The 22,743-nt window shown below is 61.2% G+C and carries 25 protein-coding genes; 14 read left to right on the top strand and 11 right to left on the bottom strand.

The features are described 5' to 3' along the window. Nucleotides 1–12 precede the first annotated feature (12 nt). From D3791_RS07205 to D3791_RS07190, 4 genes are read left to right on the top strand one after another with little or no spacing between them, the layout of a single operon-like run. Nucleotides 13–969 carry an aldo/keto reductase gene (locus D3791_RS07205; RefSeq protein WP_172511755.1) on the top strand — a complete coding sequence of 319 codons (957 nt, stop codon included), beginning with the start codon at nt 13–15 and terminating at the stop codon, nt 967–969. Between the two features lie 22 nt (nt 970–991). Beyond that, on the top strand, nt 992–1,762 hold the full coding sequence (locus D3791_RS07200) for an HpcH/HpaI aldolase family protein (RefSeq protein ID WP_172511754.1): 771 nt from the start codon (nt 992–994) through the stop codon (nt 1,760–1,762). Between the two features lie 28 nt (nt 1,763–1,790). Next, complete coding sequence (locus D3791_RS07195) at nt 1,791–3,026, top strand: sialidase family protein (protein ID WP_022874713.1); 1,236 nt, start codon at nt 1,791–1,793, stop codon at nt 3,024–3,026. Continuing rightward, nucleotides 3,019–3,699 carry an SDR family NAD(P)-dependent oxidoreductase gene (locus D3791_RS07190; protein WP_343034531.1) on the top strand — a complete coding sequence of 227 codons (681 nt, stop codon included), beginning with the start codon at nt 3,019–3,021 and terminating at the stop codon, nt 3,697–3,699. Before D3791_RS07195 ends, D3791_RS07190 begins: the two co-directional genes overlap by 8 nt. 13 nt (nt 3,700–3,712) lie before the next feature. Here D3791_RS07190 and D3791_RS07185 read toward each other — a convergent pair whose 3' ends face one another. The 4 genes from D3791_RS07185 to D3791_RS07170 form a co-directional block, all read right to left on the bottom strand. Continuing rightward, nucleotides 3,713–4,468: an iron ABC transporter ATP-binding protein gene (locus D3791_RS07185; protein ID WP_172511752.1), complete on the bottom strand. Its 756-nt coding sequence runs from the start codon at nt 4,466–4,468 to the stop codon at nt 3,713–3,715. Continuing rightward, a complete protein-coding gene (locus D3791_RS07180; RefSeq protein ID WP_172511751.1) occupies nt 4,465–5,499 on the bottom strand; it encodes an iron chelate uptake ABC transporter family permease subunit in 1,035 nt (344 codons plus the stop codon). Before D3791_RS07180 ends, D3791_RS07185 begins: the two co-directional genes overlap by 4 nt. Nucleotides 5,500–5,503: 4 nt before the next feature. Next, on the bottom strand, nt 5,504–6,484 hold the full coding sequence (locus D3791_RS07175) for an ABC transporter permease (RefSeq protein WP_172511750.1): 981 nt from the start codon (nt 6,482–6,484) through the stop codon (nt 5,504–5,506). Between the two features lie 93 nt (nt 6,485–6,577). Beyond that, nucleotides 6,578–7,564 carry a siderophore ABC transporter substrate-binding protein gene (locus D3791_RS07170; protein ID WP_172511749.1) on the bottom strand — a complete coding sequence of 329 codons (987 nt, stop codon included), beginning with the start codon at nt 7,562–7,564 and terminating at the stop codon, nt 6,578–6,580. 259 nt (nt 7,565–7,823) lie between these two features. Between D3791_RS07170 and D3791_RS07165 the strand changes: the two genes are divergently transcribed. Then, a complete protein-coding gene (locus D3791_RS07165; protein ID WP_172511748.1) occupies nt 7,824–8,408 on the top strand; it encodes a GNAT family N-acetyltransferase in 585 nt (194 codons plus the stop codon). Nucleotides 8,409–8,410: 2 nt separating this feature from the next. Here the strand turns inward: D3791_RS07165 and D3791_RS07160 are convergent, their stop codons facing one another. Continuing rightward, on the bottom strand, nt 8,411–8,620 hold the full coding sequence (locus tag D3791_RS07160) for a hypothetical protein (RefSeq protein WP_172511747.1): 210 nt from the start codon (nt 8,618–8,620) through the stop codon (nt 8,411–8,413). 182 nt (nt 8,621–8,802) lie between these two features. Here D3791_RS07160 and D3791_RS07155 point away from each other — a divergent pair, with 182 nt between their 5' ends. Beyond that, the gene (locus D3791_RS07155) at nt 8,803–9,489 is read left to right on the top strand and encodes an SDR family oxidoreductase (RefSeq protein WP_172511746.1); all 687 of its coding nucleotides are present in this window, start codon (nt 8,803–8,805) and stop codon (nt 9,487–9,489) included. 179 nt (nt 9,490–9,668) lie between these two features. Then, a complete protein-coding gene (locus D3791_RS07150; protein ID WP_022874722.1) occupies nt 9,669–10,382 on the top strand; it encodes a YoaK family protein in 714 nt (237 codons plus the stop codon). Between the two features lie 132 nt (nt 10,383–10,514). Here the strand turns inward: D3791_RS07150 and D3791_RS07145 are convergent, their stop codons facing one another. From D3791_RS07145 to D3791_RS16825, 3 genes are all read right to left on the bottom strand, one after another. Continuing rightward, nucleotides 10,515–11,252: an aspartate/glutamate racemase family protein gene (locus D3791_RS07145; protein ID WP_172511745.1), complete on the bottom strand. Its 738-nt coding sequence runs from the start codon at nt 11,250–11,252 to the stop codon at nt 10,515–10,517. A 7-nt stretch (nt 11,253–11,259) separates the two neighbouring features. Then, nucleotides 11,260–12,789, bottom strand: coding sequence for an NCS1 family nucleobase:cation symporter-1 (locus D3791_RS07140; RefSeq protein ID WP_172511744.1), 1,530 nt, complete (start codon nt 12,787–12,789; stop codon nt 11,260–11,262). 158 nt (nt 12,790–12,947) lie between these two features. After that, a complete protein-coding gene (locus D3791_RS16825) occupies nt 12,948–13,073 on the bottom strand; it encodes a hypothetical protein (RefSeq protein WP_022874725.1) in 126 nt (41 codons plus the stop codon). Between the two features lie 383 nt (nt 13,074–13,456). On the opposite strand from D3791_RS16825, the gene D3791_RS07135 reads away from it, so the two are divergent. The 7 genes from D3791_RS07135 to D3791_RS07105 all read left to right on the top strand — a co-directional run bounded on the left by D3791_RS07135 (nt 13,457) and on the right by D3791_RS07105 (nt 20,314). Beyond that, nucleotides 13,457–14,254: a hydroxypyruvate isomerase family protein gene (locus D3791_RS07135; protein ID WP_172511743.1), complete on the top strand. Its 798-nt coding sequence runs from the start codon at nt 13,457–13,459 to the stop codon at nt 14,252–14,254. Between the two features lie 32 nt (nt 14,255–14,286). Beyond that, a complete protein-coding gene (locus tag D3791_RS07130; RefSeq protein WP_172511742.1) occupies nt 14,287–15,186 on the top strand; it encodes a 2-hydroxy-3-oxopropionate reductase in 900 nt (299 codons plus the stop codon). Between the two features lie 255 nt (nt 15,187–15,441). Further along, the gene (gene gcl, locus D3791_RS07125; protein ID WP_172511741.1) at nt 15,442–17,235 is read left to right on the top strand and encodes a glyoxylate carboligase; all 1,794 of its coding nucleotides are present in this window, start codon (nt 15,442–15,444) and stop codon (nt 17,233–17,235) included. Nucleotides 17,236–17,381: 146 nt separating this feature from the next. After that, nucleotides 17,382–18,767: an allantoinase AllB gene (gene allB / locus D3791_RS07120; RefSeq protein ID WP_172511740.1), complete on the top strand. Its 1,386-nt coding sequence runs from the start codon at nt 17,382–17,384 to the stop codon at nt 18,765–18,767. Between the two features lie 203 nt (nt 18,768–18,970). Further along, the gene (locus D3791_RS07115) at nt 18,971–19,291 is read left to right on the top strand and encodes a hypothetical protein (RefSeq protein ID WP_022874730.1); all 321 of its coding nucleotides are present in this window, start codon (nt 18,971–18,973) and stop codon (nt 19,289–19,291) included. Between the two features lie 76 nt (nt 19,292–19,367). Then, a complete protein-coding gene (locus D3791_RS07110; protein WP_172511739.1) occupies nt 19,368–19,898 on the top strand; it encodes an ASCH domain-containing protein in 531 nt (176 codons plus the stop codon). Nucleotides 19,899–20,017: 119 nt separating this feature from the next. Continuing rightward, nucleotides 20,018–20,314, top strand: a complete 297-nt coding sequence (locus D3791_RS07105) for an antibiotic biosynthesis monooxygenase family protein (protein ID WP_172511738.1) — start codon at nt 20,018–20,020, stop codon at nt 20,312–20,314. Between the two features lie 27 nt (nt 20,315–20,341). Here the strand turns inward: D3791_RS07105 and D3791_RS07100 are convergent, their stop codons facing one another. From D3791_RS07100 to D3791_RS07090, 3 genes are all read right to left on the bottom strand, one after another. Next, a complete protein-coding gene (locus D3791_RS07100) occupies nt 20,342–21,754 on the bottom strand; it encodes an MFS transporter (RefSeq protein ID WP_172511737.1) in 1,413 nt (470 codons plus the stop codon). Continuing rightward, nucleotides 21,754–22,113, bottom strand: a complete 360-nt coding sequence (locus tag D3791_RS07095) for a MarR family winged helix-turn-helix transcriptional regulator (protein ID WP_172511736.1) — start codon at nt 22,111–22,113, stop codon at nt 21,754–21,756. Before D3791_RS07095 ends, D3791_RS07100 begins: the two co-directional genes overlap by 1 nt. 234 nt (nt 22,114–22,347) lie before the next feature. Beyond that, nucleotides 22,348–22,725 carry a universal stress protein gene (locus D3791_RS07090; RefSeq protein ID WP_022874735.1) on the bottom strand — a complete coding sequence of 126 codons (378 nt, stop codon included), beginning with the start codon at nt 22,723–22,725 and terminating at the stop codon, nt 22,348–22,350. Between the last annotated feature and the right edge of the window lie 18 nt (nt 22,726–22,743).

The raw sequence follows: 22,743 nt of genomic DNA, 5'->3' as shown, positions 1-22,743 counted from the left end.
GAAGCAAAGACGATGGCTAAGAACACCCCGGCTGCCCTGGTTCTGGGAACCATGACTTTCGGCGACACCGCTGATGCGAAGGCCAGCGAGCAGATGCTCACTATGGCACTGGACGCCGGAATAACGCACATTGATACTGCCAACGCATATGTTGGTGGTGCCACCGAAGAACTGCTGGCCACCTTGCTGGAAGGCAAACGCGATTCGGTGTTCCTTGCCTCCAAGGCGGGCATGCCGCATGCGGATGCCGGTGATGATTCTGTGCTGTCCCCGGCGGCCTTGCGTCGAAGCGTTGAAGCCTCCCTGCGGCGGCTGAACACGGACAGGCTGGACCTGTTCTACCTGCACCAGCCGGACTACTCGACCTCATTGGAAGACACCCTGGGCGAAGTGGCCAAGCTGCATCAGGAAGGAAAGATCCTCTCCCTGGGCGTCTCCAACTTCGCCGCCTGGCAGATCGCCGAAGCCACGCACGTGGCGCAGGCTGTGGGCGCACCGCAACCGGTGGTGGCGCAACAGCTCTACAACCTGGTGGCCCGACGCATCGAGACCGAATACCTGCCCTTTGCCCAGTCCTGCGGGGTGCAGACCATGGTCTACAACCCGCTCGGCGGCGGTCTGCTCACCGGGCGCCACAACTTCGGACAGCAGCCGCAGGAAGGCCGTTTTGGCAGCTCCCGGCTGGCGAGCATGTATACCGAACGCTACTGGGACGAGAACCTGTTCAAGGGCATCGAAGCGTTGGGCGCGCTGGCCAAGGACGCGGGCATCACCCTGATTGAGCTCTCGCTGCGCTGGCTGGCCTACCACGACAGCGTCGACTCGCTGCTGCTCGGCGGCTCCAAAGCAAGCCAGCTCGAATCCAATATTGCCGCCATCAACAAGGGGCCGCTGGACCAAGCCCTGGCCGACGCCGCCGCCGAGGCCACCGCCTCGCTGCACGGCCCGATGCCCGCCTACAACCGTTAATACAGAAAGAGATACCAACACCATGACTTCAGCAGTTGCCACCGAATTCGCCCGCAAGATCCGCGACCGCGAGCCAGCATTCGGCTACTGGGTGGTGCTCGATTCACCGGTCTCCACCGAACGCATCGCGCGTCTGGGCTACGACTATGTCGCCCTGGATGCCCAGCACGGGCTGATCGGCTACAACGGCATGCTCACCGGCCTGATGGCTATCGATGCCTCCGCGCAGGCCGCCGGAGTGGTCCGCGTCGAAGCCAATAACGCGACCGCCATCGGCAAGGCACTGGATGCCGGAGCTGTCGCGGTGATCGTGCCACTGGTGAACGACGCGCAAGACGCGGCCAACGCGGTGAAGGCCGCCAAGTACCCGCCTCACGGGATCCGCTCCTACGGCCCCATGCGTTCGGCGCTGCGGGTTGGCCCAGTCCCTGCCGAATCCGATGCCACCACCATGGTCTTCGCCATGATCGAAACCCCCGGCGGGTTGGAGAACGTTGAGGAAATCGCCGCCGTTGAGGGGCTGGACGGACTGTACGTCGGACCGAGCGACCTGGCTCTGGCCATCGGCGCCGCATTCCCCGGCGACCCGGCGATCAGGGATGAATTCGAAGCCGCATTAAAGCGAGTGAGCGATGCGGCCAACAAGGCTGGCATTGCCGCGGGCATCCATAACGCCAACGGGGAACTGGCCCAGCAGCGCCTGGGCGAGGGGTACACCTTCGCCACCGTGGCCTCGGACCTGACCCATCTGGAAGCAACGGCGGCGGCCCACCTGCAGCAGGCCCGCTCTTAGCCACCACCCCACAGCAAGGAAACAGACAATGTCGTTGACCGATTTTTCCACCATCACCCCCGACGGGCAGGTCCACGAGGACAGTTCGCTGGCCTACGCCTACCTGCCTGCGCCCACCGTGCAATCCCACGCCGCCAACCTGATGACCCTGGACAACGGGAATCTGGGGTGCGTCTGGTTCGGAGGCACCCAGGAGGGAGTGGCTGATATCAGCATCTACTTCTCCACCCTGGAACGCCTGGCCGATGGGCAGTGGGCGAAGAACTGGTCGCCGGCACAACAGGTGTCCTTCGACTCGACCCGTTCCGAGCAGAACCCAATCCTCTACCGCCACGATGATGAGCTGTGGCTGCTCTACACCGCCCAGCACGCCGGCAACCAGGACACCTCCGAAGTGCGCCGGCGCATTTCCACCGACCACGGAAGCACTTGGTCGGAGCCCGAAACTCTGTTCGCAGCCACCGAGCATGGGGGAGTCTTTGTCCGCCAGCCTCCGGTACAGGTCGGCCAGCGGCTCTTTGTTCCGGTCTTCCGCTGCGCTACGGTGCCCGGGCAAAAATGGGTGGGGGACTTCGATGACTCGGCGCTGATGGTGTCCACCGATGGCGGAGCCACCTGGAGCGAGCAGATTATCGACGGTTCCACCGGGTGCGTGCACATGAATGTCGCGGCGCTCGCCGACGGAAGTTTGCTTGCCCTGTACCGCAGCCGCTGGGCCGACTGGATTTATGCTTCGCGCTCCGAGGACGGGGGAGTCACCTGGAGTGTTCCCGAGGCGACCGAACTGCCGAATAACAATTCTTCGATCCAGTTCGTTTCCATGAACGATGGACGTTTGGCGCTGATCTACAACCACTCCCAAGCCGATGAGCACACTGAACGCCGGCTCTCGCTCTACGACGAGATCGACGATGAGGGCTTGGATTCCTCCGTGGATGGCCCGGTGACCTTTGAGCCGGTGGCTACCGAAGAACCTGGTGTGCGCAAGGCCTTCTGGGGTACCCCGCGTGCACCGCTGACGGTCGCGATCTCTGATGACCAGGGCCGCAGCTGGCCAGCGCGCCGGAACCTCGAAGTGGGCGACGGCTACTGCCTGTCCAATAATTCCCGGGAAGGACTGAACCGGGAATTCTCCTACCCTTCGATCCATGAAGGTCAGGATGGGGCCTTGCACCTGGCCTATACCTACTTCCGCCAAGCCATTAAATATGTACGCATCGACCCTTCGTGGGTCAGTGCCCCGGAAGCAGGCGATGATGCCTAGTGCGCTGGTGACCGGTGTCAGCTCGGGCATCGGGGAAGCCATCGCCCTTGTCTTGCTGGAAGCCGAGTACGACGTGATGGGTTTGAGTCGCCGGGCCCCGGCCATAAAGGATGACCGGTTCAGCTGGCGGGGCACCGACCTGGGCGATCTGGCCCAAGTCCAGGAAGTCGCGCAGCAGCTTCAGGCCCCGGACCTGTTGGTGCACGCCGCCGGGTTCATGGTCACCGGTGCGCTGGGCGAGCTGAAGGCCGAGGATCTGGCCGGCATGCACGCGGTACATGTGCAGGCGCCGATGGTGCTGGTCAATTCGCTGGCGCCGAAAATGGCTGATGGTTCGCGGATCATCCTGATGGGCAGCCGCACCATGACGGGCGTGGCCGGAAAGAGCCAATATGCCGCCACCAAGTCGGCGCTCGCCGGGCTATCACGCAGTTGGGCGATGGAGCTGGCTCCCCGTGGCATCACCTGCAATGTGGTGGCGCCGGGACCGACCAACACCCCGATGATGGTGGATCCGCGTCGTGCTGGCGTCCCGCCGGTTACCCCGCCTTTGGGTGCGTTGGTGGACCCTGCCGATGTCGCAGCTCTGGTGCTGTTCCTCGGCGGCGAGCATGGCAAGTCGATCACCGGCCAGGTCATGACCATCTGCGGCGGGGCATCGCTGAAAAGTTAGCTGCCCGCAGTTTCTAGTAGTACACCGCCAGCGGGCCATTAGGGGCGGGGATGACATTCACCGGGGTCTCGAAAACCTCGGTGAGGATCTCGTCCTGCATGATCTGTTCGGGAGTGCCGAACTGCACGACCTTGCCGTGTTTCATGGCGCAGATGTAGTCGGCGTAGTGCCCGGCGAAGTTGATGTCGTGCAGCACGATGACAATGGTGCGGTTCAGTTCCGCCGCGGCACGCTTCAGATGCTGCATCATGACCACCGAGTGCTTCATGTCCAGGTTATTCAGCGGCTCATCGAGCAACACCGTATCGGTATCCTGCGCCAGAACCATGGCCACATAGGCGCGCTGGCGCTGGCCGCCGGAGAGTTCATCAAGGTAGCGGCCTTCCAGCTCGCCAAGATCCAGGAAGTCGATGGACTGCGAGATGATCTCCTCATCCGACTGGTTCAGCCGGCCCTTGGAATGTGGGTAGCGGCCGAATCCCACCAGCTGTCGCACGGTCAGCCGGGTGACGAAGTGGTTTTCCTGGCGCAGGATCGAGACGATCTTGGCCAGGTCCTTGGAGTTGGTTTTGGTGACGTCGTAGCCGGCGACCTCGATGGTTCCCTCATCGATGCCCAGCAGGCGTCCGACCATGGTGAGCATGGTGGACTTGCCGGCGCCGTTGGGACCCACCAGTGCGGTCAGCCCGCCAGTGGGGATTTCCAAGGTCACCGGGCCGATGGCCACGGAGGAGCTGTATTTCTTGCTGACGGCGTTGAGGGTAATCACAGTCGGCCCTTTCGCAGGATGAAGATCAAGAAGGTGATGCCGCCGACGGCTTCAATGATGATGCCCACCACGCCCTGGGCGTAGAACAGGTTTTTCATGATGAAGTAGGCGCCGGCCAGAACGACAAAGCCGATCAAGAATGACATCGGGTAGATGTAGCGGTGGTCGTAGGTGTCGGCCAATTGATAGGCCAAGGTTGCCACGAGGAAGCCCAGGAAGGTCAGCGGGCCAACCAGCGCGGTGGTCACGGCCATCAGGATGGAGACGAAGAACAGAGTCTTCATGACCTCGCGGCGGTGGTTGATGCCCAGGTTGATGGTGGTTTCCTTGCCCAAAGCCAGGATGTTCATCTTCTTGGAGGCCAGCACCAGGTAGCCGCCGGCAATGACGACCAGCGGAATGGCCACGGGCATATAGCTCATATCCGCATTGGCCATGGAGCCGAAGAGCCGGGCGGTGAGCACATCGAATTCGCTCGGCGTCAGCAACCGCTGCATGAAGGTGGAAATCGAGCCCAGTCCGGTGCCGATGATGATGCCCACCAGCAGCATGATCTGGATATTGCCGAGCTTGCCCGAAAGCAGCCAGCCGTAGAGTGCCACCGACAGACCAACCATGATGGCCACCTGCAAGATGAACTGGCTGACCCCGGTGAAGAAGGTAATCCCGGCAACGCCAAGGAAGAAGACCGCACCGGTTTGCACCACCCGGTACAGGGCTTCGAAGCCCATGATGGACGGGGTGATGATGCGGTTGTTGGTGACCGTCTGGAACGCGACGGTGGCTATGGACTGGCAGGCAGCCACGACCACCATGGTCAGGATATTGCTGGCACGCAGCTTGGCGATCACCCAGAATCCGGTGGAGCCCACCGGCATGGGGTTATCCCAGGCCAGCAGCCCGAAGGCGAAGAGCACGGCCAGCGCACCCAGGATGCCCAGGGTGATCCAGTAGCGCTTGCGGACCTTGGCGCTGGGCAGGGGGCCGGAAGAGCGGCCGGGATGGTGGGCCGAACGGGCGGGGGAAGTCATGAGATTAGCCAACTTTGCGCTGCCTTAGAAGCAGGAAGATGAAAACGATCGCGCCGAGCACGCCCAGGATCAGGGAAACTGGAACTTCGAAAGGCATGATGATGGTGCGGCCGATCAAGTCGCACACCGTGGTGATGGCGACGCCCAGCAGGCACACCCACGGCAGGTTGCTGCGCAGGTCATCCCCGCGGATCAGCGAGACGATATTCGGCACAATCAAGCCCAGGAACGGCAGGTTGCCGATGACCACGGTGACCACGCCGGTGGCGATGGCGATCAGCGCGGTGCCCAGCAGCATCACCCGGCGGTAGTTCAATCCGACATTGGTGGCGATCTCTTCGCCCAGGCCGGCCACGGTGAAGCGATCGGCCACGATGTAGATGGCCACGGCGACCAGGGCGACGATCCACAGCACTTCGTATTGGCCGCGGATCACCGAGGTGAAGGAGCCGGCCATCCAGATGCCCAGCGACTGCAGCTTGTCCGTGGACAGGGCGAAGAAGGTGGAGAAGGCGCCGATCACCGATCCGAGCATGATGCCCACAATCGGGACGGTGAGCGAGGCCTTGAGCGAGACGCGCTGCAGGAACAGGAAGAAGACCATCGTGCCGATGAAGGCGAAGATGATGGACACGCCCATCTTGGCCAGCAGGCTCGCGCTGGGGAAGAGCACCAGCATGGTCAGCAGGCCGAGCCCGGCCCATTCGGTGGTGCCCGTGGTGGTCGGTTCCACGAAGCGGTTCTGGGTCAGCAGCTGCATGACCAATCCGCTCATGGCCATGGCCGCCCCGGCGAGCACCAGCGCGATGGTGCGCGGGATGCGGGTGATGGTGAACATCTGGGCGCCATCGTCTTTGCCGAAAATGTCGTAGACGCCGGTGAATAGCGAGAGGGCCAGGAGCAGGAGGACACCGAGGATGCCTAATGCCAGTTTGCCGGTGAAGACCTTGGATTTGGTCCGCACGGGCGCAGTCGTGCTTGTCATATTGCCGCCGTGGAAAAGTGTGGTGGGAATGCAGCTTTAGTGGCGAAGCCGAAAATCGGCTTCGCCACTAAAGCTGCAGGAAATGCATGGAGGCTACTTGGCAGCTTCCAGGGCGTCAGCGAATCCGTTGAGGAACTCGGTGTAGGTCTGGATGCCCTCGTTGGTGTAGGTGTCAGCCGGCATGACCACTACGTGGCCTTCCTTGGCAGCGGTGACATTCTGCAGCGCTTCGGAGTTTTCCAGCAGTTCCTTGGCAGGCTTGTATTCTTCGCCGTCGGTGCCGACCGCTGCGTCGCGGTCCATGACGATGATCCAGTCCGGGTTCGACTTGGCGATAGCTTCAACCGAGACGTCGTCACCCTCGTGGTCGGTGGAGGATTCTTCCAGTTCCAGTGCAGGGGTCAGGCCCAGGAAGTCGAACATCGGGCCAACGGTGCGGCCGGTGCTTGGTGCGGAGTAGCCGAGCTCGCCGCCGGAGGCGATCAGGCCCATGACGGTTTCATCCTTGTTGTAGGCATCGGTCACGCGTTTCTGGGCTGCTTCGAAGTCGTCAACCAGCTTCTTGGCTTCGTCCTGCTTTTCGAAGATCTCGCCCAGGGTAGTGACCTGGCGTTCCAGCTCCGAGTCGAAAGGCTCGCCTTCGCGTGGATCCAACGAAACGATGGTGGCGTCAGGTGCCAGTTCCTTGAACTTCTCGGCGTGCTGGGTGTAGCGCTGGCCGTTGATGATCAGGTCCGGATCCACTGTGACGATGGATTCCAGGTTTGGCTCCTTGTGGCTGCCCAGATCCAGGATGTCCTTGTCCTTGGTGTAGGAGATGGTATCTGGCATCAGCGAAACAGCACCGGCAGTGAGCTTGATGCCCCAGGCGTCCAGGGTCTCGAAGGTGCGGTTGTCGGTGGCGACAACGGACTTGGCCGGTACCGCTACGCTCTTTTCGCCGTCGTTGTCGGTGAAGGTCACGGTCTTGGCATCACCGGCGTTGGCGTCGGCAGCGGTATCGGTGTTGGATCCGCAAGCGGTGAGAGACAGCGCAGCAATGCTCAGAAGGGCAGCGGCGCGAAGCTTCATGGAGGCCATGACGTCCTTTTCTTATGGCAACCTTCATTGGTTGCGCGAGTGAATGATCTAGTAATTAGCTTAGCCTTATCTGATCTAATTAGGCCAAATCTTATTGGTGTTGACTGCGTCACTTTGAGTAGTATTTCCACATCAAAATGTTCGCGAATATTCCAATTTCTCACGTCAGGAGTCACCTGAGTTGGAAGGTATTCGGGAAAATTAACCATCAAAAACCTTCTTTATTTAGCTCTCAAGTAGTGTCCGATAGGATGCACTCATGACAGCATCCTTGGATTTCATCGCCTGGCCGGTCACCACCAAGAGGCTGACCCTGCGTCGGTTGACCGAAGGTGATCTGGAATCGACCTGGAGCTATCGCAAGCTGCCGGAAGTCACCGAATGGATCACCGCAGGACCCAAAGATTTTGAAACCTATCGCAAGCAATTCCTTGAGTCGGGGAAGATCAACCGAGATATCGCGGTAGAGCTCAGCGATGGACAGGGCGGCAGCCGTCTGATCGGGACTGTCATGGTCTATATCAAGGACGCGTGGGGCCAGCGTGAAGTCGCCGAGCAAGCCAAAGCTGTTGAAGCAGAACTCGGATGGAGCTTTGACCCGGAGTTCGCGGGCCGCGGATACGCTACCGAAGCGGTGAAAGCCGCGATGAAACTCTGCTTTGAAGACCTGGGCCTACGCAGAATCGTTGCAGGGTGTTTCGCCGCCAATGAACCATCGGCGCGGTTGATGGAACGCGTGGGAATGCGCCGGGAAAGTTTCGAAAAAGCCATTTCCCTGCATCGCAGCGGGCAATGGGTGGACAGCTATTCCTACGCGATGCTCAAAGAAGAATGGGCCGGATAACCCTATCGGGTTTGCCTGGCATTGTTCAGAACCAGATCCAATAATTCCTGCACATCCTCGGAGCGCGAGGTCCAATAACCGGTGTCCAATCCGAAGCCGAACATGGCTTCATTTGCGCGTTTCTTAAAATAATCCCGGTGGTCTTCCAGAGCATTGGCAAGGTCTGCGAATTGATCATTGCTTAGTTCCAGGGTCAGGGTTTTCTGCTTCATGAGCGTTCGTCCTGTGTCGAGGTGTCTGTCTATGAACCGAGGTTACGCCCGGCAAATGGGCATTGAAACCGGCATGGAGCGGATTACCAGTTTCAACGCGTGTACTGGGCGAGGAATATCGCGACAGGTGTGACCGTTATGCCGAAGGTAGCGATGTGAACAACGATCAGAAGGAGCAATACATGTCTGAAGAACGTCGAGTAGTCCTTATCGGTGGCCACGGCAAGGTAGCTTTGCTGGCCGCGCCAAAACTGGTAGCACGCGGCTTTGCCGTCGACTCGTTTATTCGCAACCCAGATCATTCCGCTGAAATCTCCGCCACCGGCGCGACCCCGATAGTGCTTGATATCGAAAACGCTGGCGTAGAGCAGCTTGCTGAAGCCTTCAGCGGTGCGCACTCCATCGTCTTCTCGGCCGGAGCCGGCGGTGGAAACAAGGAACGCACCCGCGCCGTGGACTTCGATGCTGCCGTGCGTTCCATGGAAGCGGCCAAGCAGGCCGGCGTATCGCGATTTGTCATGGTCTCCTACTCGCGGGCTCTGGTGGATGTCGATAATCTCGATCCGGAAAATTCCTTCTACACCTACGCCAAGGCCAAGCATGATGCAGATGCCGTCTTGCGCGAGACCGACCTGGACTACACCATTCTTGGTCCCGGAGCCCTGACGCTGGACCCTGCCAGCAAGAAGATCACGATCGCCGATGAAACCGGCAATATCGATGGCAAGGCTCCTGAAGCGGAAAACGGCAAGGTTTCTCGCGAAAATGTCGCCGAGGTGATCACCCACGTCGTGGATACCGAAGCGGCACAACGCTCGACCGTGAACTTCTACGACGGTTCCACCGCGATCGCTGAAGCCATCAGCTAAACCACCGCGACACAAAAAATCCCTGCATCCGCGTGGTTGCAGGGATTTTTCGCGTTGCGGGTCATCGGCTGCCCGTAACGAAAATGAGGATGTGAAGCGCGCTCGCAATATGCGTGGGGGATCGCTTGGTGGTGGCCTACGCTAGGCTCTGATCCGACCGAAGCGAAAGAAAAACTACCATGCCGAACGCCCTCAAGCCCCACGACCCCGCGAAAATGCATCTGATCTTGATGCTCGTGCTGACCTTCTCTACAGGAATTATCGACGCTGTCGGCTATCTGGGGCTGGACCGGGTCTTCACCGGAAACATGACCGGCAATGTCGTGATTCTTGGCATGGCCCTCATGGGCGCCGACGGACTGCCGGTCCTGGGTCCATCCGTGGCGCTGGTCGGTTTTGTGCTCGGTGCGGCGATTGCCGGACGGGTGCTCAAGCAGGAATCCGCAGGCTGGAGCCGACGCACCACGGTGCTGATTGCCGTGGTTGGCATCTGCCTGGCACTGACTTCTATTGCCCTGTTCTCTGGAGTGCAGCATGTCTCCCAAGGTGCCGCCTTGTCGGTGACCGGATTCATTGCAGCGGCCATGGGCCTCCAGGCAGCCACCGCCCGCCATCTGGCGGTCAAGGATGTGACCACGGTGGTGGTGACCTCCACCCTGACTGGCCTCGCCGCCGACTCGCCCCTGGGCGGAGGCAGCGGCAAATATTGGGAGCGCCGGCTGCTGGCGGTGGCGCTGATCCTGATTGGCGCGGCCGCAGGTGCCGCCTTCTTGCAGGTGCATATCGGCTTGGGTGTTCTGTTCACCGGCGTGCTGGCTATTGGCGTGGCACTGGTCGGGGAACGCTCGCGCCAGCAGGCCGAAAAGGCCGAGGACTTGGTTGACGCCAGCTAAGCTGTAGCGCAAAAAAGTTTGGTCCCGATGCCGAAGCATCGGGACCAAACATTTGTCATCACTCGCACCTTCATGAGGTACTTATAACTCTAAACGCGCAGTCTGTGCACTAACTGGGATACGCCTGCGCATTCACTTGGTAATGAGTTCGGCGGAGATCGGCCAACCGCTCAGCACCTTGGGGCGCGGGGGAGCGTAAGTGCGCACCTTGGAGGTGCTCAGGCCCATCCGCACCAGTGATTCGGCGATGGTCACCGCGGCCCGGACGCCATCGACGATCGGAACGCCGGTGGCAGTCCGAACCTGCTCTTCGAGTTCGGCCATGCCGCCGCAGCCGAGGCAGATGACCTCGGCCTTGTCCTGCTCCACCGCGATGCGGGACTGCTCGACGATGGCGGCCACTGCCCGCTGCGGATCTGATTCCAGTTCCAGGACACCCAAGCCGCTGGCTCGCACCGACGCGAGCCGGTCGGTCAGGCCGGCCAGCTTCAGCCGGTCTTCGATCAGCGGGACTGCGCGGTCCAAGGTTGTCACCACGGAGTACTTGTGCCCCAGGAATTGCGCGGTGGAAGCGGCGGCTTCGGTAATGTCCACCACCGGGACATCCAGCAGTTCCTGCAGGCCTTCACGCCCATGTTCGCCGTAGCCGGCCTGGATGACCGCGTCGAAGGGCTCCGGGTAGCGGATCACCTTATCCATCACGGCCATCGCGGCGAGGTAGCTTTCAAAATTGCCTTCGCAGGAGTCCGCCCCGAAATCAGGAGTCAGCTCGATGATGTCCGTGCCGGGCGAAGCGACCGCGCGGGCCGAGTCGCCGATGGCCTTGGTCATGGACGCAGTGGTATTCACATTCACAATGAGGATTCGCATGACGCTCCTAGTGGGTTGGAGCTACGGCGATAGGTTCGCCGTCGATGTCTGCGAGGTCATGCTGGCGCTTGGCCAGGACCAGGTAGGCCACCGCTCCGGCACCTGATCCGAGGAACCAGGCGAAGGAACCGACAACGTGCAAGGCTGGAACGAAGGCCAGCACCAGCGCGATCACGGAGCTGATCACCAGGGCACCTACTGCCCGATAGCTCACGCCGCGGGTGAAGTAGTAGGTGCCTTCGGGATTGGCACGGTACAGATCCATGACGTTGATCCGGGCTTTGCGGATCAGCCAGTAGTCGGCCATGATGATGCCGAAAAGCGGGCCAAGCAGCGCGCCCAGGCCACCGAGGAAGTAGTTGATGATCTCCGGTGAGTTGTAGAGATTCCATGGAAGGATCACCAGTCCGATGACGCCGGAAATCATGGCGGCGCTGCGGAAGTTCAGCTTCTTCGGGAACAGGTTGGTCAGCGCGTAGGTGGGGGCCACGAAGTTCGCCATCAGGTTCACTGCGATGGTCAGCACCAAAAGCGCTGCCGAGGCCAGCAAGAGCAGGAAGGTGTTGGGGATTGCCGAGACAACATCGGAGGGAGAGGTGATGATCTTTCCGTTGATGGAGAACTGGGTTCCGGTCAGGACCACCACGATGGCGCCGAAGAACAGCATGTTCAGCGGGATCCCGAAGAAGTTGCCCTTCACGATGGACTTCTTGGATTTGGCTCCGCGGGTGAAGTCGCAGAAGTTCAAGACGAAGGTTCCGTAGATGGAAACCCACAGGGCGGCTGCGCCGAACATCGAGGCCCACATGGCGCCGCCGCTCTTGGTCTCGCCGGTGCTCAGCGAGATATTGAAGCCCGATTCAATGAACATCCAAATGGCTAGGGCCAGGAAGGTCACCAAGATGACCGGGCCGGCGAAGGCTTCGTATTTGCGGATCATTTCCATGCCGTAACTGACGATCACCAACTGAATGGCCCACAGTGCCACAAAGCAGATCCATCCCAAGGTGTTCAGGCCGAGGAAGCTGGAGTCCTGCAGGCTGGCCGCGCCCGGGGCCACGGCTATCACCATGACCGAGAGCACCTGGGATGCCAGGTAGGTCTGGATGCCAAACCATGCGATGGCTACCGCGCCTCGGATCAGGGCGGGGATCTGCGCCCCGGTAATGCCGAAGGCGATGCGGCTCATCACCGGGAAGGGAACGCCGGTCTTTTCACCCATGAAGCCAGAGAAATTCAGCAACGCGAACAGCAGAATGGCGCCGATAGCCAGCGCACCGAGGATCTGTCCTGCGCTCATTCCCAGAGCGAAGAGCCCGATGGCGAAGGCGTAATTGCCCAGTGAGTGCACGTCGTTGGCCCAGAGGGTGAAGATGCTGTAGGCGTTCCATGAACGGCCCTTGCGGGTGGTGGGCGCCAGGTCCTGGTTGTACAGGCCGGGGCTGAGTTCATGCGGGTTGGCGCGGTCGATGCCCTGATGGGTTGACGCTGCGGGTGGTACTTGGACGGAGCGTGGCTCCGAGAGTTCTTGCCTCATGGCGAGGTCCTTTTCTCAAAAGCATGCTGAAGGCAGGGCGAAGCCACCCGGCATTATGGGTGGGGGAGACGTGTGCCTTCAGCGGGCATGCGCGCGGCATGCCGATCTATTCGTTGTGGGTTGGCTGCGTAGGTCCGCGTTGCGGATCGGGCCGCGCGTTACGGGTAGATCGGCTGGCCGAAGTTCCGATAGAACTCCGATGGGGTGCCAACAACTGGCTGGGCGGCCAAGGCCTGCTGCCAGTCTGGGTGTCCTGATGGACTCCCGATGAGTCGTGCGCTCATGGCTGCTCCTGAGTCAGAAATATTCACTCCGAGATGTGTGCCACATCACCTGCCACTCAACTGTAAGTCCGGCGGAACGGCTACCGCAATAGAAAATCCTGATTTCATATGACGGAAATATAGACGCAACTCGTTCGCCATCACGAAGGGGTGATTGATTCGATTTAGCGCGATTTCTAACAAATAGGTTTCGCATATTAAGCATGAGTTACTTGCCTTCGCCTTGGGTCTGGGGGTGCCGCGCAGGCGCGAGTGAAGGGTTGCAAGAAGTTGAGTTCAAAGGGGTTGACAGCCCCTCGCGTGGAGACTTAGTGTTTTCATAAAGCAAAACCTAACTTCCACAAAGCGGAAACTTAGGAACGTTGGTCTTGGAGGGAAATCCGGTGTCCTACACTCTGAATTGCTCGATTCTTCTTACTGAATTGCCACTGCTCGAACGCGCCGAAGCAGCGGGCCAGGCAGGATTCGACAGCGTCGAATTCTGGTGGCCATTTGCCGAAGCGGTGCCCGGCGACAAGCAGGTTGACCAGTTCATCGCCTCGCTGAAGAACGCAGGCGTCCAGCTGGATGGGTTGAACTTCTTCGCAGGCGACATGCCTGCCGGAGACCGCGGCCTGGTCTCTTGGAAGGGGCGCTGCAGCGAATTCAAGGACAACGTTGCAGTGGTAGCGGCCATCGGTGAAGCCACCGGATGCACCTCCTTCAATGCCCTCTACGGAAACCGCCTGCCGGACTACACGCCCGAAGAGCAGGACGAACTGGCATTGAAGAACCTGGCGGTCGCCACTGAAGGAGTGGCCAAGATTGGCGGCACCGTGCTGATCGAACCGGTCTCCGGCACCGAGGCCTACCCGCTGAAAACCGCGGCCGATGCCCTCAAGGTTGTCGACGCGATCAAGGCCGAAGGCAACAGCAACATCGCGCTGCTGGCCGACTTCTACCACCTGGCAGTCAACGGCGACGACGTCGCCGCCGTCATCGAAGCCCACGCCAAGGACTTCGGCCACATCCAGATTGCCGACGCACCAGGCCGCGGCGCCCCGGGCACCGGCAACCTGCCGCTGCTCGACTGGATCAACCGCTCGGTCGAACTGGGCTACACGGGCAAGGTCGCCCTGGAATACAAGCAGGAAATGGCCACCGCCTTCCAATGGCTCAACACCGCCTCGGCCAGCGCCTGAATCCCCGCACACCACAGATTTTGGAGTAAGACATGTCGCAGAACGTAGCCTTCATCGGCCTGGGAATCATGGGCCTGCCCATGGCGAAGAACCTGGTCAACGCAGGATTCACCGTCACCGGTTTCAATCGCAGCCCCAAGGCGGCCAATGACCTGATCGCCGCTGGCGGACTTGGCGCCAGCTCGATCGCCGACGCCGTCAAGGACGCCGACGTCATCATCACCATGGTCCCGGATTCACCGGACGTCCAAGCGGTCGTCACCGGCGAAGAAGGCGTCTTCGCCAACGCGAAACCAGGAGCCCTGTGGATCGATAACTCCTCGATCCGCCCCGACGTCGCGGTTGCACTATCCACCGAGGCCCGCGAAGCCGGCCTTCGCCCGCTGGACGCCCCGGTCTCCGGCGGCGAAGCCGGCGCCATCGAAGGGGTGCTGTCCATAATGGTCGGCGGCGAATCCAGCGACTTCGACGCAGCCAAGCCGGTACTCGAAGCCGTCGGGAAAACCATCGTGCTGGTCGGCCCCTCGGGTTCCGGACAGACCGTCAAGGCCGCCAACCAGTTGATCGTCGCCGCCAACATCCAGGCGCTGAGCGAAGCAGTGGTATTCCTCGAAGCCTACGGCGTGGACACCGACGCGGCTATCAAGGTCCTCGGCGGCGGCTTGGCCGGCTCCAAGGTCCTCGACCAGAAAGCCCAGAAGATCCTTGACCGCGAATTCGCCCCCGGATTCCGCCTTGCCCTGCACAACAAGGACATGGGCATCGTGACCTCGGCCGCCCGCGAAGCAGGCGTGGTCCTGCCGCTGGGCGCGCTGGTTGCCCAGCTGGTCACCTCCACTGTGGCCTCCGGCGACGGGGCGCTGGACCACTCGGGCCTCTTCCGCGGCGTACAGCGCCTGGCCGGCAAGATCGAGGCCCCGCTTCCGGCCTAAGGCCGTGACAACTTCCTATGGTGGGCGGCGCTGGCAGCGCCTGCACCTCAGATCGCGGCATACGCCACCTGATGCGCGGTCGGCGGCGGCTTTAGTACACGGTTAGCCGCCGCCGATACCGCCGGTGGGGTGTGAGGACTTCGTTCCGGTCCGTTACTGGCATCTGGTGCTCAAGGAGCAGGCGTTGTGGTGACTCATGCGCCGCGCCGCCCGCTGTAGGTTCTCATTCTTTTCTTCCCGAAGGACGTGTTCAATATGCCAAAGATGCGCGCAGTAGATGCCATCGTACTGATCCTGGAAAAGGAAGGCGCTACCGAGGCCTTCGGCCTTCCCGGAGCCGCCATCAACCCGCTGTACTCGGCCATGAAGGCCCACGGCGGGATCCGCCACACCCTGCACCGCCACGTCGAAGGCGCCAGCCACGCCGCCGACGGCTACTCGCGGGCCACCGGAAAGATCGGACTGTGCCTGGGCACCTCGGGCCCGGCCGGCACCGATATGATCACCGGGCTGTACGCCGCGATCGCCGACTCCATCCCGATGCTGTGCATCACCGGGCAGGCGCCGACCAGCGTGCTGCACAAGGAGGACTTCCAGGCGGTGGACATCGAATCCATCGCCAAGCCGGTGACCAAATACGCCTCCACCGTGCTCGAACCCGGACTGGTTCCCGGCACCTTCGCCAAGGCCTTCCAGATCATGCGCTCCGGACGCCCGGGGCCTGCGCTGATCGACCTGCCGATCAACGTGCAGATGGCCGAGATCGACTTCGACATCGACGCCTACGAGCCGCTGCCGTTGCAGCAGCCGCAGGCCACCCGCGGCCAGGCCGAGAAGATCGTCGATCTGCTGCTTTCAGGAAGCAAGCCGATCATCATCGCCGGCGGCGGCATTATCAACGCCAACGCCAGCGAGCAGCTGGTGCAGCTGGCCGAAGAGCTGAACATCCCGGTCTCGCCCACCCTGATGGGCTGGGGTGTCATCCCCGATGACCACCGGCTGCAGTCGGGCATGGTGGGCATCCAGACCCACACCAAGTACGGCAACGCCAGCTTCCTGGAATCCGACGTCGTCCTGGGCCTAGGCAACCGCTGGGCCAACCGCCACACCGGCGCCCTGGACACTTACCGGGCCGGGCGCAAGTTCATCCACGTGGACATCGAAGCAACCCAGATCGGACGGGTCTTCTCCCCGGATCTGGGCATCGTCTCCGACGCCAAAACGGCCATCGAAGCAATCCTCGAGGTGGTCCGAGAGCGCAAGGCCGCCGGCACCCTGCCGGATTACAGCGCCTGGGCCGATGAGTGCACCGCGCGCAAGTCCACCGGGCACCGCAAGACCAACTTCGAGAACATCCCGATCAAGCCTCAGCGCGTGTACCAGGAGATGAACGCGGCCTTCGGCCAGGACACCACCTATGTCTCCACCATCGGCCTCTCGCAGATCGCCGGCGCGCAGATGCTGCACGTGTACAAGCCGCGCAACTGGATCAACGCCGGACAGGCGGGCCCACTGGGCTGGACCGGGCCGGCCGCCCTGGGCGTGGTGCGCGGCAAGCCGGGGCAGAAGGTCGTGGCGCTTTCGGGCGACTACGACTTCCAGTTCATGATCGAAGAGTTGGCCGTGGGCGCGCAGTTCAAGCTGCCCTACATCCACGTGGTGGTCAACAACTCCTATCTCGGCCTGATCCGCCAGTCCCAGCGCCCCTTTGAGATGGATTATCACGTCTCGCTGGGCTTCGATAACATCAACTCCCCGGAGACCAACGGCTACGGCGTGGACCACGTCAAGGTCGCCGAGGGCCTGGGTTGCAAGGCCGTGCGCATCGAAGATCCGAGCCAGCTGGCTGACGGCTTCGCCAAGGCCGGTGCCCTGGCCGCCGAGCACCAGGTGCCAGTGGTGGTCGAAGTGATCCTGGAGAAGGTCACCAACATCGCCATGGGCGCGCAGCTTGATGCCGTGAACGAGTTTGAAGACCTGGCTGTCGAGCCTGATGACGCGCCAACCGCATTGGTGCCATTGGGTGCAGCAGCCACCGTGGGTGCCTGAGAGGCAGTCGTCGCTGACTTGCAGACCCGCAACACTATTGGCGCGGGGCACCGGTTCACCTTTCGGGTGTGCCCCGCGCCACTAGCACCTAAACTTGGCATAGAGCTGCCGAGCAGATGAACACTTTTAACGAGTAGGAACACCTCATGAGCATCAATGAAACCGTTGGCCGCACCCCGGACGAAACCGCAACCACGCGCACACCGTTTGACCTTGTGCTTCGAGGCGAGCAGGTATTGACCAGCGAGGGGATCGCTCCAAGGGAAGTTGGTGTCCGCGACGGCAAGATCATCGCGATCGAGCCCCTCGGCGCCCAGCTCGAAGGCGAACGCGTCATCGAGGTGGCCGAGGACGAGGTGCTGCTGCCCGGCCTGGTTGATACCCACGTGCACGTCAATGAGCCTGGCCGCACCGAATGGGAAGGCTTCGAATCAGCCACCAAGGCGGCTGCCGCCGGCGGCGTAACCACCATTGTGGACATGCCGCTGAACTCCATCCCGCCGACCGTGAATCTTGACGCGCTGAATATCAAGCGCGAGGCCGCCAGCAAGAACGCCTATGTGAACGTGGGCTTCTGGGGAGGTGCGGTCCCAGGGAACAAGAAGGACCTGCGCGAACTGCACGAGGCCGGCGTCTTCGGTTTCAAGTGCTTCCTGCTGCACTCCGGCGTCGACGAGTTCCCGTCGCTGAGCGTGGACGAGATGGAAGAAGACATGGCCGAGCTGGCCTCCTTCGATTCGCTGATGATCGTGCACGCAGAAGACTCGGACATCATCGATAACTCGCCGCAGCCTTCCGGCGCGGTGTACTCGGGCTTCCTCGAATCCCGTCCGCGCGCCGCTGAGAATACCGCCATCGAACAGGTCATCGAGCGTGCCCGCAAGACCGGCGTGCGCGCCCACGTGCTGCACCTGTCCAGCTCGGACGCCTTGGAGATGATCCGCCAGGCCAAGGCCGAAGGCGTGAAGCTCACCGTGGAAACCTGCCCGCACTACCTGACCTTGCTGGCCGAGGAGATCCCCGACGGCGCCACCGCCTACAAGTGCTGCCCGCCAATCCGCGAGGACGCCAACCGCGACCTGTTGTGGAAGGGTCTGGAAGAGGGGATTATCGACTGCATCGTTTCGGATCATTCGCCGTCCACCGTTGACCTGAAGGACGTCGAAAACGGCGACTTCGGCGTGGCCTGGGGCGGGGTTGCCTCCCTGCAGCTGGGCCTGCCACTGATCTGGACCGAAGCCAAAAAGCGCGGAATCAGCCTTGAACAAGTGGTGTCATGGATGAGCGTGAATCCATCCAAGCTTGCCGGGCTGGGCAACAAGGCTGTCATCGAGGCTGGCCGGGATGCGGACTTCGCCGTCTTTGCTCCAGAGGAGACCTTTGAAGTGGACGTCGAGAATCTGCACCACAAGAACCCGATTTCCCCCTACCAGGGCAAGGCGTTGCACGGTCTGGTGCGCCGCTCCATCATCGCCGGCACCGATGTCGATTTCCAGACTCCGCACGGCCAGCTGATTCGCCGGGAGAACTAAATAGCCGCTTTGAGATGCTCCTTCCAAACACGATCACCATCGCTGTTCGGGAGGAGCATCGCCATATCTAACACGCAAGAAATGAGTGCCGCGTAACGAACCCATATCAATTAGCTGAGAACCGGGATGAACCCGGCGATCTCGGCTTAGGCTGGGACCCTATGGGGAATACGCAGCGGCTACTTTTGATGACAGGAACGGGTGTGGACACGAACTCTGCTCCCTCATTGCTGACCAAAGAACTCAGTGACCTGTCGCTGGACGAAGTGCTGTTCACCTCCCTGATCTTCGTGGCTGTTCTCCTCGCTGTCCTGATCAGCTTCGGCATCAAGACCTATCTTCACCAGCGCAAAACCGCGCGGTCCACGGTGGAGGAAGAAGCGGTTGAAGTTCGGCTTGGCACCAATCTGAAACCCGCCCGGACCACGCCGACCCACGGTGCGCAAAGCCGCGACCTGCCAGCCAGGCCCGGTGGCCTGCGCAATTCCGAGCCGGCCATGAGCAAGTTCGACAACGGCAGCTGACGGATTCTTTCCTTCACCCGGAACCTTTATTGAGCCTAAGTGACTTGGCCGTGCCGAAACGCCCTAGGATCGAGTCATGACCGAAAAAACCGTTGAAGCACTGCCACCGGTAAACACTGAAGCAGCCGCGAAGATGTGGGCAGGCTACCTGGCCAGTCGCGGCATCAGCGAGGATCAAGCCCCGCGCCATGTCGCTGAATCCTTCGGGGACCACCCGGCGTTGGCCGACGAGCTCTTGAACGAGATCCTGCACGGAAGCAAAAGGGCCACCTCCTCGCTGGCCAGCGAATACGCCCACTACGATGAGCGCATCCCGGAACCAGAAGACCACTGCATCATTTGTGATGGCGCCGGCGAACCGCGGGCGATCTTGCGGGTGACCAGCGTTCAGCGCGGCAGCTTCTTCGATGTAGATGAGCAGTTCGCGGCGGCTGAAGGCGAAGGGGATTTGAGCCTGGGATACTGGCGGCGCGAGCATGAAAAGTTCTGGCGCCGGACCCAGTTATCCATTGGCCGCCAGTGGTCTCCTGATGATACGCGCAAACCCGGTGGCGAATTGATCCTGGAGCGATTCGAGATCTGCTGGCCCGGAGAATTCGCGGACTGAAAAACGAAGAAGAGCTATCGTCGTTGCACTTCGCCATGAACTGCGAGCGAAGAAATTTCGGGCGTAGGCTGGGGCCAGTTGCTTCCATCACGGTGAAGCGCAATCACGAAAGGTTGACCATGTCGATTGTCGTCATCAATGCCATATCGGTTCCCGCAGAAGCCGGCGAAGAGCTGGAAAAGCGCTTCGCGGCTCGCAAGCAGTCTGTGGACTCCTCGCCCGGCTTTGAAGGTTTTAAGCTGCTTCGCCCGGTCAGCGGCGAAGACCGCTACTTCGTCTACACCCAGTGGGCTACGCGCGAGGACTTCGAGAACTGGCGGGACCAGCGCTCGGGTGCCGCCCACGCAGGCAGCGAAGGCAAAAAGCCTGTTGCCCACGGTGCGGACTTGATGGAATTCGAGATCGTGGAGCTCTAAAACGGGCTGAAAACAAGCCGGGCGTGATCAGTCGACTCGCAACGGCGCCGAATAGGTGGCTTTCGACGCGCGGATGATCGAATGGACCACCAGTGCCACGCCCAGGATGATGCACAAGACCGCGCCGATCATGAACGTCATGTTGATGCCCGCAGGGGTGGCAGTTCCGTTGGATCCAGCATGGGTGGCGATGATGGCTGCCGAGATCGCGGTGCCGAAGGAAGAGCCGACGGTGCGCAACACCTGGTTGAAGCTGACCGAGCTGCCCAATTCCTGGATCGCGACGCTGCGGGCAATCAGCGCAGGCATCGCCGCGTAGCTGGCGCCCATGCCAAGGCCGAAGACCAGCATGCTCAAGAGGATCTCCCAGAGCTGCGAGTGCAATAGCCACAGCAGGGTGCCGGCTAGGGACATGATGATCGCGCCAATGGGCAGCATGATCTGGATGCCCACCTTCTTGGCCAAGACCCGGACGACCCGGTTGGCCGTGAAGCTTCCGACGGACAGCGGGAAGATGACAAACCCGGCCCAGAGCACCGGAAGGCTCAGGCCATATCCCGTGGATTCTTCGGCTTGGGCCACCAGGGAGGCCACCGACATGCCGATGTACAGTGCCGCGCCGAGCGCGATGGCAGAAATGTTGGCCAGCAGGACATCGCCCTGCTTGAGCGTGCGCATGTTGATCAATGGGTGATCCAGCTTGTTTTCAACCAGCACCCAGACGGCCAGGATGACGGCGGCGACAACCTGGAGCACCAAAATCGGCAGCGAACCCCAGCCCCACTTCGGGCCTTCTGAAATGGCCAAGAGCAGGGAGCCCAAGCCAATGGCCAGCAGGACTGTCCCCAGATAGTCGAACCGGTGGGAGGCGGCCTGGGTATCCGGCCCCGAGGGCAGGACCTTCCAGACAACGATGATAGTGGCAAGGACAAAGAGCGCGCCAAACCAGAAGGCGAAGCTGTAGTCGAACAGTCCGGCGATGATGCCGGTGAGCGGGTAGCCGATGCCGATGCCGGAGGAGACCGTCACGGACAGCGATGAGATGGCGGGCTGGACCTTGCTCTGCTCGATGTACCTGCGTGCGATGGAAATCGTGATGGGCACGATGCCGTAGGACAGGCCCTGCAAGGCGCGGCCGGTGAGGAACAGCGGGAAGTTCGGCGCCGCTGCAGCCAGGACGGAGCCAACGAACATGGTGCCCAGGGAAACCATCAGCAGGCGCTTCTTATGCGGCCCGTCGCTCAGGCGGCCCAGGATCGGCGTGGCAATGGCGCCGGCCAGCAGATTGACCGTCAGCATCCATTGGGCGGTGGCCACGTCGACATTGAACTGCGAAGAAATCGAGGGGACCAGCAGCATTCCCAGCGAGGAGACGATGGCTGTGGCCAAAGCGGCGAAGACCAGGGTCGGAAGCAGCGCTTTTTGCCTTGTTTGGTTCATTAATACGTCGCCTTCCTGATTTTTGCCAGTGCGGGGATGGCGTCGTGGACCAGTTTCAATTCCGCATCGCTGAGTTCATTGCCGATTGCATCTTTGAGCGCTTGGCGTCCGAGGGCGATTTCGGTGTGCAGCTTCTGGCGCCCGGCCTCGGTGAGATGGAACCAGAGTTTGCGTCGGTCCGATTCATCCTTGTGGCGTTCGATGAATCCGAGCGATTCCAGTTCCTTGGTGGTCAGTGAGATCGCTTGTTGGCTGACCCCGATGGCCCGCCTCAGTTGCGTGGCGCTGACGTGTTCTTCTGCCGCGAGAGCCCGCAGGATGCCGACCTTTCCAGAGGAGATGGTTCTTGCTGAATGCACAATTCCCAGCAGGGGGAATATCGCGTCAAAGAGGAGCTGGGGTACGTCATCGCCCGCCGAAGAATATTGCATAGCTATAGAATACAATTAACTTGTACAAGTTTGTTGATGAAATCCAGTCTCATGGCTCACGGCAGGTTCCCGGGGCATGGCAAAGGTTCCGCATCTATCCGGATGAGACCGGATAGATGCGGAACCTTTAACTGCCATTTATTTTTCGCCGATGAGCGTGGCCTAGTCCTGCGCCTTCACCGCCAGTACCGGACAGTCAGCCTCGATGAGGATGCGTTGGGCGATGCTTCCCATCAGCAGCTTGCCCACCCTGGAGCGCTTGCGCAGCCCCAGCACAATCAGCGAGACCTGGTGGTCCTGTTCCGACTGGAGGACAAAGTCGGCAGGATCATGAACGGTCCCCGATTGCGAGAGGATCTGCAGCGGAACCCCGAAATCCAGCAAGGCATTCATATCGATGCCGAGGTTTTTCTCGGTGATGGGTTCCCGATCGAGGTTAGCGATCAGCAACGAGTCCTGGGCCTTGTGGGCTTCGGCCAAGGCCCGGCGGATGGCCGCCTTGCCCGCGGGGGTATCGCTGAAACAAGCGAGGATTGCCATGGAATTCTCCTAGGTAAT

It is taken from the genome of Glutamicibacter mishrai (assembly GCF_012221945.1).
Classification (GTDB): domain Bacteria; phylum Actinomycetota; class Actinomycetes; order Actinomycetales; family Micrococcaceae; genus Glutamicibacter; species Glutamicibacter mishrai.
Note: the sequence above shows the minus strand (reverse complement) of the source record. Positions and strands in the feature narration are given on the sequence as shown.